Genomic DNA, 12,756 nt, shown 5'->3' on the forward strand with positions numbered 1-12,756 from the left:
TCGCACCGCTGTGTGACGACGCGGCCGATCGTCTCGATCGTCACCCACCGGTGACGAAAATGGATCCGGCTCACGGCGATGGTCTACCCGCCACCCCTGTCCGATACGCCGTGTCAACGAACTGTCACTCCACGGGTTCGAGTCTCAGCGAGATCGAGTTGATGCAGAAGCGGTCGTCGGTCGGCGTCGGGTAGCCCTCGCCGTGGAAGACGTGCCCCAGATGGGAGTCGCAGCGCGCGCACCGCACCTCGGTGCGGACCATGCCGTGGCTGCGGTCCTCGATCAGCGTCACCGCGTCGGAGCCGGACGGCTGGAAGAAGCTCGGCCAGCCGCAGTGGGACTCGAACTTGGTGTCGGACCTGAACAGCTCCGCGCCGCACGCCCGGCAGGCGTAGACGCCCTCGGTCTTGGTGTCGACGTACTCGCCGGTGAACGGGCGCTCGGTGCCCGCCTCCCGCAGCACATGAAACTCCTCCGGAGAGAGCTGGACCCGCCATTCGGTCTCGCTCTTGACCACCTTGTCCATACGTTCAGCGTACGAGATGCGGCAAAAAGAGATCTCCATAGGGGGAGCATCCTTTCTGGGGCGAATTCGCGTCTTTGTCAGCAAGGGGGTGTCATCGCCTCCTGCAAAGGGGCGAGACCACTCGCCGGATCGCCAGAGCGGCACAGCCCACGCCCGTGCTGGCGCCGCCGGCGATCGCCACGGCCGGCCGGGTGGCGCGCCAGCGCCCGGAACGGCGGCGCGAGTGGTCTCGTTGACGGGCCCGTTCCGTCGAGCTCCCGGTCCCGCCACCGGTGCGGCTCCGGGACGGGCCCCCTTCTCTCGCCCGGTGGTTTGTCGGAGGCGCGGGGTAGGTTCGTTCCCATGGCATCGCCGTACATCGAGCTTGAGGTGGGAGACCGCACTGTCAAGGTGACGAATCCCGGCAAGATCTACTTTCCGGAGATCGGCGCGACGAAGCGCGAGCTGGTCGAGTACTACGTCAGTGTGGGCGAGGGCGCGCTCCGGGCGCTGAGAGACCGGCCCACCAACCTCAAGCGCCACCCCGACGGGGTGCAGAGCGAGGCCATCTACCAGAAGCGGATGCCCGCCAAGCGCCCCGACTGGGTGGAGACCGCGACCGTCACCTTCCCCAGCGGCCGGACGGCCGAGTCACTGAAGGTCACCGAGGTCGCCGCCATCGCCTACTGCGCCAACCTGGGCACCATCGACTTCCACCCCTGGCAGGTCCGCGCCTCCGACGTCGAACACCCCGACGAGCTGCGCGTCGACCTCGATCCGCAGCCCGGCGTGGGCTTCGGCGCGGTGCGCAAGGCCGCGTTCCTGACCAGGGACGTGCTGGAGGAGCTCGGCATGCCCGGGTTCGTCAAGACCTCGGGCAACCGCGGCGTCCACATCGCGGTGCGCATCGAGCCGAGGTGGGACTTCGTGCAGGTCCGCCACGCCGGCATCGCGCTGGCCAGGGCCGTCGAGGAGCGCGACCCCGGCCTGGTCACCACCGCCTGGTGGAAGGAGGAGCGGGGCGACCGGGTGTTCATCGACTTCAACCAGAACGCCCGCGACCGCACGGTGGTCAGCGCCTACTCGGTCCGGGCCCGCCCGCACGCGCCGGTCTCGACCCCGCTCACCTGGCCCGAGCTGGAAGACGCCGACCCGCGCGACTTCGACATCCGCACGGTCCCCGCGAGGTTCGCCGAGCTGGGGGACGTGCACGCCGCCATCGACGACCAGGCCTACTCGATCGAGACCCTCCTCGACCTGTACGCGAAGGACGAGCGCGGCGACATGCCCTATCCGCCCAACTATCCGAAAATGCCCGGCGAGCCGAAGCGCGTGCAGCCGAGCAAGGCCCGCGACGACTGACCACTCCCGTGCTCCCGGCGGGGGAGTGGTCACGGGTCGCGCGGGAGCCCCAGCGCGCGCTCGGCGATGATGTTGAGCTGCACCTCGGTCGTCCCGCCGCCGATCGTGAAGGCGCGGGTGGTGAGGATCATGCGGCTCCAGTAGGGGTCGGCGGGCGCCAGCGCCCAGCAGAACTCGGCCACCGCCTGGGCGTGCCGCATGCCGAGCAGCTTACGGACGCTGGACGCGGTGGCGACCCCACTGTCCTTGCCGCCTCTTGCGCCGGTGGCGACGCTGCTCCCCTTGCCGCCTCTGCTGCTGGTGGCGACCCCGCTCCCCTTACCGCCTCTGCTGCTGGTGGCGACCCCGCTCTCCATGCCGCCGCTGGTGCCGGTGGCGAGCTGGGCGAGGGTCACGCGCAGGCCGAGGGCGGAGATGGCCTGGCCCTCGGCCCACAGCCGGCCCGCCTGCTCGCGCTGCGCCGCCCGCAGCGGCAGCCGGGCGGCGAACGCGGCCATGTCCGTGTGCCTCGACCCCGGCCCCCACGAGTCGCCGAGCGCGACCCGTTCGTGCGAGAGGGTGTCGCGGGCCACCCGCCAGCCGCCGTCCACCTCGCCGACGACCTGCTCGTCCGGCACGAACACGTCGTCGAGGAAGACCTCGTTGAACAACTCGTCGCCGTTGATCTCCTTGAGCGGCCTGACGGTGACGCCGGGCGCGGCCATGTCCACGAGGAAGTACGTGATGCCCTCGTGCTTGGGCTTGCCGGGGGAGGTCCTGGCCAGGCAGATGCCCCAGTGGGCGTACTGGGCCAGGGACGTCCAGATCTTCTGCCCGGTCAGCGTCCAGCCGCCCTCCACGCGGGCCGCCCTGGTCGACAGCCCCGCCAGGTCCGAGCCGGCGCCCGGCTCGCTGAACAGCTGGCACCACACGATCTCGCCGGCGAACGTCCCGGGCAGGAAGCGTTCCCGCTGCTCCCGGGTCCCGTGCCGGACGATGGACGGCACGGCCCACGCGCCGATGCCCAGGTTCGGGCGTCTCAGGTCGCGGAACTCCTCGTGGATGATCACCTGTTCGAGCGGTGACGCCCCGCGGCCCCACGGCTCCGGCAGGTGCGGCATGATCCACCCCTCCTCGGCGAACCGCCGCCGGCGCTCGGACGGATCGGCGGCCCGCAGCGACGCGGCGTGCGCCCGCACCGAGTCCCTGACCGGGGCGGCGTCCTCGGGCAGGTCAGGCTCCATCGTCCGCCGCACCCCCGCGAGGGCCAGCGCCGCCACCTCATCGGCCCACGCCCCCGGATCCCCGGCCACCATCCGGTCCGACAGCGCCCGGCGGTAGTAGCGGTGCGCGTCGTGCTCGAACGTGTAGCCGATGCCGCCGAGCACCTGGATCGCATCCGCCGCACACCGCACCCCGGCCTCCGCCCCGAGCACCCCGGCCACCCCCACAGCCAGCCGCACCTCCGGCGTCAACGCAGCCACCTCCCCGGCAAGCTGTTCCTGCGGCGGCAAGGTGGTCGCCTCTTCGGCAAGCCGCACCTCGGGCGGCAAGGTGATCCCAGTCTGCCCGTGGACTCCGTGCTGTCCGGGGTCGTCCAGGGCTCTGGCGGCGTCCCATACGGCGGCGCGGGCCTGCTCCAGGGTTACCAGGGCGGCGGCCAGCCGGTGCTTGACGCCCTGGAACTGGCCGATGGGCCGGCCGAACTGCTCGCGTACCTCGGCGTACTCCGAGGCCGTGGCCACGGCCCAGGCCGCGACCCCGCAGGCGTCCGCGCCGAGCAGCACGGCGGCCAGCTCCCGTACCGGCACCGCGCCGAGCACGCGTTCCCGGGGCACGTCCATGACGGTCACAGTGCACAGGTCACGGTCCAGGTCGACACCTGCGGCGGGCTCCGCCACGACATCCCCGCGATCGAGCAACGCCCAGCCGTCCGCACCCACCGGCACCAGAAACAGATCAGCCCTCGCCGCCCCGAGCGCGAGCAGGGCGGTCCGGCGGTCCGCGCGGGGTGACAGAGCGCCGGTGAGGTCGCTCGCCCCGGACGCGGCGGCGGGACCGCCTGTGACGGGCGGGACTGAGGCGGCGGAGCTGTCTGTGACAGGCAGACCGGGGCTGCGGGACCGCCTGTGACGGGCATGACTGGGGCGGCGGATCCATCCGTGACCGGCAGGACCTCCGGGCCGGCGGATCCATCCGTGACCGGCAGGACCTCCGTGCCGGCGAGACCGTCTGTGACGGGCAGGACGACGGTGGCGGTGAGGGAGCCGTTGGCGAGGCCGTCGGTCAGGTCCTTGGCGGCGGGGGAGCGGGCCGCCGCCGCGGCGGCGAGCACCGTCGGCAGGTACGGTCCGGGGACGCGCAGCTCGCCGAGCGCCTCCAGTGCCACGCACAGCTCCAGCAGCCCGTACCCCTGCCCGCCCCGCTCCTCCGGCAGGTGCAGCCCGAGCACCCCCTGCCGGGCCAGCGCACCATGGTCCGCACCCCGCTCCGCCAGCCCGCGCACGGACCCCGCGAGCGCCCGATGGTCAGTGGTCAGCCCGATTCCCATGGACCGAACCTAGAACGTTGTTCGGTCCTTCTCCACCCCCAACGTGAAGCCGGGGCGGGGAAAATCGGTGGCGGTCCCGGACCGGGCCTGGTTACGCTCCCGATGTCCATGTACGAGTCATACGGGCGGTCACGCCCTGGAAAGCGGGGGGTTTATGCCCGGGACCGCGCCACGCGCGCCTCGTCGTACCGTCATACGGACCCGTACATGACACGTCATCCCTGACCGTCCCGAGGCCCGCACGGCGCTTCCTTGCTGCCCTTTCCCATCATGTCCGGCAAGGAGTACCCCAGGGTGTCCACCCACAAGACCCGTCAGGTCCTGACCGATACGTTCACCTGCGTACGGTGCGGGCTGACTGTGACCGGAGCCGCCCCCGGAGGCGGCCGCCGCAACCACTGCCCGAGCTGCCTGCACTCGCTGCACGTGCTCGACCGTGCCGAGGGCGGGCCGTCCGAGTGCGGATCACGCATGGCGCCGATCTCCATCGCGGTGCTGCGCGGCGGCGACTGGATGCTCATCCATCGCTGCACCCGCTGCGGAGAGCTGACGTCCAACCCGATCAGCGGCGACGACAACCAGCTCATCCTCATGCGCATGGCCGTCCGCCCGCTCGCCGAGCCGCCGTTCCCGCTGGAAACGTTCGGCGACCTGTGACGGGAGCGGACCGCATGCCACGCAGGAAACCGGCGGAGCGCCGGCCGCAGCGGCGCAAGGACGTCAGGCACGGCGAGCCGGGCGACGCGTTCCGGTGCGTCGGCTGCCGCCTCGACGTGCCCGTCACCGCGCCGGGCACCGCGCACCGCAACCACTGCCCGAACTGCCTGACCAGCAGGCATGTCGACCACCGCGTCCCCGGTGACCGCCGGGCGGCGTGCCGGGGCCGTATGGCGCCGGTCAGCGTCACGGTGCGGGACGACGGCGAGTGGCTGATCATCCACCACTGCCAGTCGTGCGGCGGGCTCAGCGCCAACCGCATCGCGGGCGACGACAACGCGCTCGCCCTGGTCCGCATCGCGATGCGACCGCTGTCGGACGACCGGCTGCGGGTCGGCGCGCTGCTCTCGCTGTGACCCGAGGGCCCCGGGCGACCCTCCGGGGCCCTCGACAGCCGGCCCGCTCCCGGTAGAACTACGGCGTCGCGGCGCTCCCGGACCATGGAAAGATCGGCTTCATGACGATCGTGTCGGGCGATTTCGAGCTGACCATGGACGAACTGCGCGTCGTGGCGCGCTACGTGGCCGAGAGCGCCCAGGACGTCCTCCCGGTGTTCGAGGAGGCCGTGCCGGGCGATCTCCGCCCGCGCGCGGCCATCGACGCCGCATGGGAGTTCGTCAACGGCGCGAGAAGGACCAAGCTGCAGCGCGTCACCTCGCTGGACGCCCATCGGGCCGCCAGGGAAGCGGGCGCCGAAGCCGCACGTCTCGCCGCGCGCTCCGCCGGTGACGCCGCGTCCGCCGCTTACCTGCACCCGATAGCGAAGGCCACCCAGGTGGGCCACATCCTGCGCGCCGCCGCGAGTGCCGCACGCGTCGCCGAGCTGAACGCGGGCGGCGATCCCGCGGTCGGAGACATGATGATCGACCAGGCGCGGCAGCGCGCCACGCCCACCCTGATCGCCGTTCTGTGCCGGTATCCCCTCGCGCCGACCGCCAAGACCCGTGTCGCGCAGCTCATGAGCACCTTGGACGCTTCCCTGCGCGCGTCCCGCTGAGAAGGCGCCACAGCACACGGGTCCTCAGTCGCCGAACTCCAGCCGCAGGGCGTGGGTGAAGTCGGCGATCGCCTCCTCGTGGCGGTCCTCCTCCTGGAAGATCTCGCCGCGCACCCGGTAGGCCCACACGTACTCGGCGTCCAGCTCGATCGCCCGGTCGAGGTCCTTCAGCGCGGCCTCGTTGTCGCCCAGCTCGCTCAGCACCGCGCCGCGGCTGCCGAGCGCGCGGTCGTGGTCGGGAGCCAGCTCGACGGCCCGGTTCAGGTCCGCCAGCGCGTCCTCGTACTGGTCGATCATGCGCAGCGCCTCCCCGCGCCGGCTCAGGGCGCGCACGAGGTCGGGGTCGATCTCCAGTGCGCTGGTGTAGTCGGCGATGGCTTCGGAGTAGAGGCCCAGCCGCTGGTAGAGGTCGCCCCTGGACACCCAGGAGTGCGCCAGGCTGCCGTCCAGCTCGATGATCTTGGCATGCTCGGCCAGCGCCTCGTCCAGCCGGTCCAGGTCCGCGAGCGCGTCCGCCCTGGCCTCCAGGATCCACAGCGAGTCCGGTGACAGGGTCAGCGCGTGCTCGAAGTCCGCCATGGCCTCCTCGTGGCGGTCGAGCGCCGCGTACGCCTGGCCGCGCGAGCCCAGCGCGTACGCGCTGTCGGGCTCCATCCGCAGCGCCTCGTCGAAGTCGGAGATCGCGGCCTCGTACCGCTCGATGAGCCGGTGGCTCTCGCCGCGCAGCCGCCAGGCGCGCGCGTTGTCCGGCACGAGGGCGATCGACTCGGTCAGGTCGGCGATCGCCGCGTCGTGCCGCCCCAGCGCGATGTACGACTCGGCGCGGCTGCGCAGCACCGACGCCCGCGACCGGGCCGCGCCCTCGTTGATCTCCTCGCTCATGGGGGGAATCTATCGGCCCTTTGTCGATCATGACGCCCTTTCGCCGCCACCGCCGCCCGCCGTCCGGGGCGGTCATAGGATCGGGGCATGGAACTGGCCCCCGGCGTGCACGTCGCCGTCACCGACCGCCATGGCGGCGTCAGCGTCCCGCCGTACGCGACGCGCAACCTCGGCGGCCTGACCGGCGACGACCCCGCCGCCGTGCGCGCCAACCGCGACGGCGTCGTGGCCGAGCTGGGTGTGCGGGCGATCGTGTTCATGAGGCAGGTCCACGGCGCCGGCGTCGCGTACGTGAGCGAGCCGTTCGGCGACGACCCGCCGCCGGTCGACGCGGTGTTCACCACGGAGCCGCGGCTGGCGCTGGCGTCCCTGGGGGCCGACTGCCCGGCGGTGCTGGTGGCCGATCCGGTGGCGCGCATGGCCGGTGCCGCGCATTCCGGGCGTCCCGGCACGGAAGCGGGGATCTCCACTGCGCTGGTCGAGGCCATGGCGGCCAAGGGCGCCGAGCCGGGGCGGATGGTGGCGTTCGTCGGGCCCGGGGCGTGCGGGCGCTGCTACGAGGTGCCCGCCGAGCTCCGCGACCAGGTGGCCGCGAAGGTGCCGCCCGCCCGTTCCACCACCTCCTGGGACACCCCCGCGCTCGACCTGCGCGCCGGCATCGAGGCGCAGCTCCGCGACGCGGGCGTGCCCGACGTGCGCCACGACGCCCGCTGCACCATCGAGTCCGGCGAGCTCTACTCCCACCGCCGCCGGGACGCCGGCCGCTTCGCGGGACTCATCTGGCTCGCCTAGCCCCGCGAAGATCTGGTCCAGTCCATGGACGCCGGGATCGCTGGTCACACAGCGGTTCAGCCTTGTCGAATCCGTTGACGCGTGGACGGAAGCCCGCACGCCGGGCCGGCATGCGTTCAGTCCAGGATGCGGAGTCTCCATGGATAGTTCGCGGGGCCCACCTCATCGCACGCCCACGCCTTCGCGCCCTGGGCGCCGACGTAGGCCACCCCGGTGTCGCGGCACTCCTGCCAGGTCATGTAATAGCCCTCGCACCACCACACGAACGGCGCGGAGACCCCTGAGAGCTGCGCCGGCGCCTCGCAGTCCTGCGACGCCGCGCCGGCGTTCCCGGGGAGTGCCAGGCACAGTCCGACCGCGGTCACGAGGCCCGCGAACAGGGTCGTGACGGTCCTCTTGCGAATCATCGTCTTGCTCCCTTCGGTTTGCTCTCCGCCCTGTATGGAGCGGAGTCACTCGGTGCGATCTTCATCCTCATGCGCCTGGATGGACCGGGCCAGGGCGTCATGAGGACGTTCGCCGGACATGACGAAGGAAGCGGAAACGGGCGAGGGCGACCTCAGGGCGAGCCGTCCGGGTCAGGCGCCGGGGCGGTTGAAGACGAAGTTGACCGCGACGATGCCCAGCCAGATCACCAGGAGCGCGGGGTTGAGCGCGCCGAGCGCGGCGAGCGCGATCGTGGCCCCCGTGCCGAGCGCCAGCGAGACGATGGCGAGCGCGAGCCGCTGGCCGTCGGTCGGGCCGGGCCGTCGCCTGGCGGGAGCGGCCCGGAGACGTTCGTCGACCCGCCGGTCGACCTCCTGCCCCACCTTGTCGAGGAACGACGCCGCGATGGCTTCCTCGAAGTCGGGGCCGAGATCACGGCGGGCGGCGAGGGCCGCCTTCAGTTCTTCACTGCTGCTCATACAGCGATATATAGACGATGGTCAGGGTCAGCGGGCAAGGATGTCGTCAAGGTTGTAGGAGACCGGCCGTTCGAGCTGCTCGTACGTGCACGACTCCGGCGTGCGGTCGGGCCGCCAGCGCCGCCACTGCGCGGTGTGGCGGAACCGGTCGCCCTCCATCTGGTCGTAGGCGACCTCGATCACCAGCTCCGGCCGGAGCGGGATGAACGACAGGTCCTTCTTGGCGTTCCAGCGCGAGATCGCCCCCGGCACCCGCTGGCCCCCGGTGGCGGGCGTGGCGGCCGGCCGGCCCAGGTTGGCCTGCGCCTGCTCGGCCCAGTGGCCCCACGGATGCTCGCCCAGCTCGGCGAGGTACGGCTTGAGCTCCTCCACCAGCTCGGCCCGGCGCGCCATCGGGAACGAGGCCGCCACCCCCACGTGGTGGAGCCTGCCGTCGTCGCCGTAGAGGCCGAGCAGGATGGAGCCCACGATCGGCCCCGTCTTGTGCTCGCGGTAGCCGGCGATCACCACGTCGGCGGTGCGCTCGTGCTTGACCTTGAACATCACCCGCTTGTCGGGCGTGTAGGGCTGGTCGCCCGGCTTGACGATGATGCCGTCGAGCCCGGCGCCCTCGAACATCTCGAACCACTCGCCGGCCTGCTCGTCGCTCTTGGTCACCGGGGTGAGCCGCACAGACCGGCCCTTCTGGGGGAACAGCTCCTCCAGGCGGGCCCGCCGGTCGGCGAACGGCGCGTCCATCAGCGCCTCGTCGCCGACGGCCAGCAGGTCGAAGGCGACGAACGAGGCCGGGGTCTGCTCCGACAGCATCTTGACCCGCGAGGCCGCGGGGTGGATGCGCTGCTGCAGCGCCTCGAAGTCGAGCTCCGAGCCGCTCGGCAGCACGATCTCACCGTCGACGACGCACCGCTCGGGCAGCTCCGCCTTGACGGCCTCGACCAGCTCGGGGAAGTAGCGGGTGAACGGCCGCTCGTTGCGGCTGCCGAGATAGACCTCGTCGCGGTCGCGGAACACGATGCACCGGAACCCGTCCCACTTCGGCTCGTAGAACAGGGTGCCGTCCTGCTTCGGCATCGCCTTGACCGGCTTGGCCAGCATCGGCCCCACCGGCGGCCTGACCGGCAGGTCGAGATCGGGGATCGGCTCCGGCTCCTTGGGCTTCCGCGCCGGCCTGGGCGTCGTCGGCTCGCTCATGGTCACATCTCCCTCGTGTAGCGGCAGAAGAGGACGCCCTCCTCCTCCAGCACCTGGCCGAGCCGGAGCCGCTCCCGCGACGGCTCACCGTCGAGGATCCGCGCCGCGTCCCCGCCCAGCAGCAGCGGGCTCACCGACAGGCACAGCTCGTCGACCAGCCCGGCGGCCGCGAGCTGGGCGTTGAGCCGCGGCCCGCCCTCGCACAGCACCCGGGTCAGCCCGCGCGCGTGCAGCGCGGCCACCGCGCCGGCCAGGTCGACCCGCTCGCCGCCGGCCACGATCACCTCGCCGGCCTCGGCCGCCGCCTCGCGCCGGTCGGCGGGTGCGCTCTCGCAGGTGATCACCAGCGTCGGGCTCACCGCCTCGCGGAACAGCGGCGCGCCGAAGTCGAGGTCGAGGCCGCGGCTGACGATGGCGAGCGGCGCGGCCGCCGGCCGCCCCGCGCGCAGCTCGCGCCAGGACTCGCGCGGCCTGACCGGCCCGTAGCCCTCGGCCCGCACGGTCGCGGCGCCCACCAGGACCACGTCGGCCAGCCCGCGCAGCACCCCGAACACCCGCTTGTCGGCCTTGCCGGACAGCCCTCCGGACAACCCCTTGTCCCAGGCCGCGCCGTCGGCGCTGGCCACCATGTTGAGGCGCAGCCAGGGCCTGCCCTCCGGGTAGGCGTAGGCCTGCACGATGTCCGGATCGTCTTTTATGTCGGGATGGATGCGGCGCACCCCTCTACCTTGGCACACGCCTCCGACAAGTCACTCTCGCGGCCTGCGCAGCACCTGCATCGAACGCGACGTCACCGCCACCACGTCGCCCGCCCGCCACCGCTCGTCGCCGAACAGCCCCTCCGAGCTGTCGTCGGCGGTGTCGAGCTCCAGCAGCCAGCCCGCCCCGAACGTCTCGCCGGGCAGCGTGAACGCCATGTCCTCGTGATGGGCGTTGATCAGCAGCAGGAACGAGTCGTCGGAGATCCGCTCGCCGCGGGGCCCGGGCTCGGTGATCGCGTCGCCGTTCAGATAGACCATCAGCGACTTGGCGTAGCCGACGTGCCAGTCGGCCGCCGTCATCTCGGCGCCCCCGGGCGTCAGCCACACCAGGTCGCGCTCGCCGTTCTCGGGGTGACGGCCGTGGAAGAACCGCCGCCGCTGGAACACCGGGTGTCTGCTGCGCAGCTTCGCCAGCTTGCGCACGAACTCCAGCAGCTGCGCCTCCGTGCGCAGCGCCGACCAGTCGACCCAGGCGATCTCGTTGTCCTGGCAGTAGGCGTTGTTGTTGCCCCGCTGCGTGCGGCCGAGCTCGTCGCCGTGGGACAGCATCGGCACGCCCTGCGACAGGAACAGCGTGGCCAGGAAGTTGCGCCGCTGCCGGTGGCGCAGCCGCACGATCGCCGGATCCTCCACCGGCCCCTCGGCGCCGCAGTTCCACGACCGGTTGTCGTCGGTGCCGTCGCGGTTGTCCTCGCCGTTGGCCTCGTTGTGCTTGCGGTTGTACGAGACGAGATCGGCGAGCGTGAACCCGTCGTGGCACGTCACGAAGTTGATCGAGGCCACCGGCCGCCGCCCCGACGTCTCGTAGAGGTCGGCCGAGCCCGTCAGCCGCGAGGCGAAGTCCGGCAGCGCCGAGTGCGTGCCCCGCCAGAAGTCGCGCACCGTGTCGCGGTACTTGCCGTTCCACTCCGTCCACAGCGGCGGGAAGTTGCCCACCTGGTAGCCGCCGGGCCCGACGTCCCACGGCTCGGCGATCAGCTTGACCTGCGAGATCACCGGATCCTGCTGGATCAGGTCGAAGAACGCGCTCAGCCGGTCGACGTCGTGCAGCTCGCGCGCCAGCGCCGACGCCAGGTCGAACCGGAACCCGTCGACGTGCATCTCCAGCACCCAGTAGCGCAGCGAATCCATGATCAGCTGCAGCGCGTGCGGGGACCGCACGTTCAGTGAGTTGCCGCAGCCCGTGTAGTCCAGGTAATAGCGGCGGTCGGCGTCGTGCAGCCGGTAGTAGGCGGCGTTGTCGATGCCCCTGAACCCGAGCGTCGGCCCCATGTGGTCGCCCTCGGCGGTGTGGTTGTAGACCACGTCGAGGATCACCTCGATGCCCGCCTCGTGCAGCGCCCGCACCATGGCCTTGAACTCCTGCACCTGCTCGCCGCGCGTGCCGGAGCTGGAGTAGTCGCCGTGCGGGGCGAGGTAGGCCATCGTGTTGTAGCCCCAGTAGTTCGTCAGCCCACGCGCCACCAGGAAGTGCTCCGGCATGAAGTGGTGGACCGGCATGAGCTCGACCGCCGTCACCCCCAGCGACAGCAGGTGGTCGACGACCGCCGGATGCCCCACCCCCGCGTACGTGCCGCGCAGCTCCTCCGGCACGTCCGGATGGCGCATGGTGAGCCCCCGCACGTGCGTCTCGTAGATCACGGTCTGGTGGTACGGGACGCGCGGCGGACGGTCGTTGCCCCACTCGAAGAACGGATTGACCACCACGTTCTTCGGCATGAAGGGAGCGCTGTCGACCCGGTTGACCTTCGCCGGGTCGGTGAAGTGGTAGGAGAAGACCGCCTCGTTCCACTGCAGCTCACCGTCGACCGCCTTCGCGTACGGGTCGAGCAGCAGCTTGGCGGGGTTGCACCGGTGGCCGTGCGCGGGCTGGTAGGGGCCGTGCACGCGGTAACCGTAACGCTGGCCCGGCATGATGCCGGGCAGGTAACCATGCCAGACGAACCCATCCACCTCGGACAGATCGACGCGCTCCTCGGAGCCGTCATCGTGGAACAGGCACAGCTCGACCCGCTCGGCCACCTCGGAGAACACCGCGAAACCGGTGCCCACGCCATCCCAGGTAGCGCCGAGTGGATAGGGTTCGCCCGGCCAGACGTCGCGCATGTGACCTT

At 71.7% G+C, this 12,756-nt stretch carries 14 protein-coding genes; 5 read left to right on the forward strand and 9 right to left on the reverse strand.

The window, feature by feature from the left end:
• Nucleotides 1-124: 124 nt before the first annotated feature.
• Nucleotides 125-526 (reverse strand): peptide-methionine (R)-S-oxide reductase MsrB, encoded by a 402-nt coding sequence (gene msrB / locus KME79_RS02890; protein ID WP_219543201.1) that lies wholly within the window; start codon nucleotides 524-526, stop codon nucleotides 125-127.
• A gap of 342 nt (nucleotides 527-868) precedes the next feature.
• Here msrB and ligD point away from each other — a divergent pair, with 342 nt between their 5' ends.
• A complete protein-coding gene (ligD, locus tag KME79_RS02895; RefSeq protein ID WP_219543202.1) occupies nucleotides 869-1,867 on the forward strand; it encodes a non-homologous end-joining DNA ligase in 999 nt (332 codons plus the stop codon).
• Nucleotides 1,868-1,896: 29 nt separating this feature from the next.
• Here ligD and KME79_RS02900 read toward each other — a convergent pair whose 3' ends face one another.
• Entirely contained in the window at nucleotides 1,897-3,690 is a 1,794-nt protein-coding gene (locus KME79_RS02900) for an acyl-CoA dehydrogenase family protein (protein WP_219543203.1), read from the reverse strand.
• A gap of 5 nt (nucleotides 3,691-3,695) precedes the next feature.
• Nucleotides 3,696-4,397, reverse strand: a complete 702-nt coding sequence (locus KME79_RS02905; protein WP_219543204.1) for an acyl-CoA dehydrogenase family protein — start codon at nucleotides 4,395-4,397, stop codon at nucleotides 3,696-3,698.
• Between the two features lie 270 nt (nucleotides 4,398-4,667).
• Here KME79_RS02905 and KME79_RS02910 point away from each other — a divergent pair, with 270 nt between their 5' ends.
• From KME79_RS02910 to KME79_RS02920, 3 genes are all read left to right on the forward strand, one after another.
• Nucleotides 4,668-5,054, forward strand: a complete 387-nt coding sequence (locus KME79_RS02910) for an RNHCP domain-containing protein (protein ID WP_148030400.1) — start codon at nucleotides 4,668-4,670, stop codon at nucleotides 5,052-5,054.
• A gap of 14 nt (nucleotides 5,055-5,068) precedes the next feature.
• The gene (locus KME79_RS02915; RefSeq protein WP_219543205.1) at nucleotides 5,069-5,470 is read left to right on the forward strand and encodes an RNHCP domain-containing protein; all 402 of its coding nucleotides are present in this window, start codon (nucleotides 5,069-5,071) and stop codon (nucleotides 5,468-5,470) included.
• Nucleotides 5,471-5,571: 101 nt separating this feature from the next.
• Nucleotides 5,572-6,111, forward strand: a complete 540-nt coding sequence (locus KME79_RS02920; RefSeq protein WP_219543206.1) for a putative immunity protein — start codon at nucleotides 5,572-5,574, stop codon at nucleotides 6,109-6,111.
• A gap of 24 nt (nucleotides 6,112-6,135) precedes the next feature.
• On the opposite strand, the gene KME79_RS02925 is transcribed toward KME79_RS02920, so the two are convergent.
• A complete protein-coding gene (locus tag KME79_RS02925; protein WP_187281047.1) occupies nucleotides 6,136-6,993 on the reverse strand; it encodes a tetratricopeptide repeat protein in 858 nt (285 codons plus the stop codon).
• Nucleotides 6,994-7,080: 87 nt separating this feature from the next.
• Between KME79_RS02925 and pgeF the strand changes: the two genes are divergently transcribed.
• Nucleotides 7,081-7,785, forward strand: a complete 705-nt coding sequence (pgeF, locus tag KME79_RS02930; protein WP_219543207.1) for a peptidoglycan editing factor PgeF — start codon at nucleotides 7,081-7,083, stop codon at nucleotides 7,783-7,785.
• A 116-nt stretch (nucleotides 7,786-7,901) separates the two neighbouring features.
• On the opposite strand, the gene KME79_RS02935 is transcribed toward pgeF, so the two are convergent.
• The 5 genes from KME79_RS02935 to glgX form a co-directional block, all read right to left on the reverse strand.
• Nucleotides 7,902-8,192 (reverse strand): hypothetical protein, encoded by a 291-nt coding sequence (locus KME79_RS02935; RefSeq protein ID WP_148030404.1) that lies wholly within the window; start codon nucleotides 8,190-8,192, stop codon nucleotides 7,902-7,904.
• Nucleotides 8,193-8,363: 171 nt separating this feature from the next.
• Nucleotides 8,364-8,690 carry a hypothetical protein gene (locus KME79_RS02940; protein ID WP_148030405.1) on the reverse strand — a complete coding sequence of 109 codons (327 nt, stop codon included), beginning with the start codon at nucleotides 8,688-8,690 and terminating at the stop codon, nucleotides 8,364-8,366.
• Nucleotides 8,691-8,717: 27 nt separating this feature from the next.
• Nucleotides 8,718-9,881, reverse strand: coding sequence for an ATP-dependent DNA ligase (locus tag KME79_RS02945; RefSeq protein ID WP_148030406.1), 1,164 nt, complete (start codon nucleotides 9,879-9,881; stop codon nucleotides 8,718-8,720).
• Between the two features lie 2 nt (nucleotides 9,882-9,883).
• Nucleotides 9,884-10,600 (reverse strand): pyrimidine reductase family protein, encoded by a 717-nt coding sequence (locus KME79_RS02950; protein ID WP_219543208.1) that lies wholly within the window; start codon nucleotides 10,598-10,600, stop codon nucleotides 9,884-9,886.
• Nucleotides 10,601-10,630: 30 nt separating this feature from the next.
• On the reverse strand, nucleotides 10,631-12,748 hold the full coding sequence (gene glgX / locus KME79_RS02955; RefSeq protein WP_219543209.1) for a glycogen debranching protein GlgX: 2,118 nt from the start codon (nucleotides 12,746-12,748) through the stop codon (nucleotides 10,631-10,633).
• Nucleotides 12,749-12,756 lie beyond the last annotated feature (8 nt).

Source organism: Nonomuraea harbinensis (assembly GCF_019396385.1).
In the GTDB taxonomy this organism is placed as follows: Bacteria; Actinomycetota; Actinomycetes; order Streptosporangiales; family Streptosporangiaceae; genus Nonomuraea; species Nonomuraea ferruginea.

Coding starts and splice junctions, on each gene's coding strand:
- msrB (WP_219543201.1), bottom strand. CDS start 526: ATGGACAAGGTGGTCAAGAGCGAGACCGAATGGCGGGTCCAGCTCTCT.
- ligD (WP_219543202.1), top strand. CDS start 869: ATGGCATCGCCGTACATCGAGCTTGAGGTGGGAGACCGCACTGTCAAG.
- KME79_RS02900 (WP_219543203.1), bottom strand. CDS start 3,690: ATGGACGTGCCCCGGGAACGCGTGCTCGGCGCGGTGCCGGTACGGGAG.
- KME79_RS02905 (WP_219543204.1), bottom strand. CDS start 4,397: ATGGGAATCGGGCTGACCACTGACCATCGGGCGCTCGCGGGGTCCGTG.
- KME79_RS02910 (WP_148030400.1), top strand. CDS start 4,668: ATGTCCGGCAAGGAGTACCCCAGGGTGTCCACCCACAAGACCCGTCAG.
- KME79_RS02915 (WP_219543205.1), top strand. CDS start 5,069: ATGCCACGCAGGAAACCGGCGGAGCGCCGGCCGCAGCGGCGCAAGGAC.
- KME79_RS02920 (WP_219543206.1), top strand. CDS start 5,572: ATGACGATCGTGTCGGGCGATTTCGAGCTGACCATGGACGAACTGCGC.
- KME79_RS02925 (WP_187281047.1), bottom strand. CDS start 6,993: ATGAGCGAGGAGATCAACGAGGGCGCGGCCCGGTCGCGGGCGTCGGTG.
- pgeF (WP_219543207.1), top strand. CDS start 7,081: ATGGAACTGGCCCCCGGCGTGCACGTCGCCGTCACCGACCGCCATGGC.
- KME79_RS02935 (WP_148030404.1), bottom strand. CDS start 8,192: ATGATTCGCAAGAGGACCGTCACGACCCTGTTCGCGGGCCTCGTGACC.
- KME79_RS02940 (WP_148030405.1), bottom strand. CDS start 8,690: ATGAGCAGCAGTGAAGAACTGAAGGCGGCCCTCGCCGCCCGCCGTGAT.
- KME79_RS02945 (WP_148030406.1), bottom strand. CDS start 9,881: ATGAGCGAGCCGACGACGCCCAGGCCGGCGCGGAAGCCCAAGGAGCCG.
- glgX (WP_219543209.1), bottom strand. CDS start 12,748: ATGCGCGACGTCTGGCCGGGCGAACCCTATCCACTCGGCGCTACCTGG.